Here is a 576-nt window from a genome sequence, read left to right as displayed (position 1 = left end):
ATCGAGAAGATGGTGAAGGATGCCGAAGCCAACGCGGCCGAGGACAAGAAGAAGGTCGAACTCGTGCAGGCCCGCAACCAGGCCGACGGCATGGTGCACAGCGTGCGCAAGTCGGTCACCGAGCATGGCGACAAGCTCGAAGCGGCCGAGAAGGAAGCGATCGAAGCCGCGGCGAAGGACCTGGAAGAAGCCATCAAGGGCGACGACCAGGCCGACATCGAGGCCAAGACCGAGAAGCTGATGACGGCCAGCCAGAAGCTGGGCGAAAAGATCTACGCTGACCAACAAGGCGCGCAGGCCGCTGCGGCAGCGGCCACAGGCGCCGGTGGTGCTGAACAGCCCCAGGCCGCACCGCAAGGTGAAGCCAAGCGCCCGGCCGACGACAACGTCGTGGACGCCGAGTTCAAGGAAGTCAAGGACAGCAAGTAAGTCCCGCATGACCCCTGGCCCGGGACCGCGACAAGCGTGCCCGGGCCTTTGCCCTTGAAAGAAGACGATGGCGYCCAAGCGCGATTACTACGAAATCCTCGGCGTCGCCAAAAACGCGACCGAGGAAGACATCAAGAAGGCCTACCG

Annotated in this window: 2 protein-coding genes; both read left to right on the top strand. The window is 63.5% G+C overall.

Annotation, left to right across the window (positions count from 1 at the left end):
- A partial coding sequence (locus tag AC1DU6_RS35110; protein WP_477863176.1) for an Hsp70 family protein occupies positions 1 to 429 on the top strand: 429 nt, incomplete at its 5' end.
- Positions 430 to 496: 67 nt separating this feature from the next.
- A partial coding sequence (locus tag AC1DU6_RS35105; RefSeq protein WP_477863177.1) for a DnaJ domain-containing protein occupies positions 497 to 576 on the top strand: 80 nt, incomplete at its 3' end.

Source organism: Roseateles sp. P5_B10, assembly GCF_056400485.1.
This window is presented reverse-complemented; position numbering and strand designations above follow the sequence as displayed.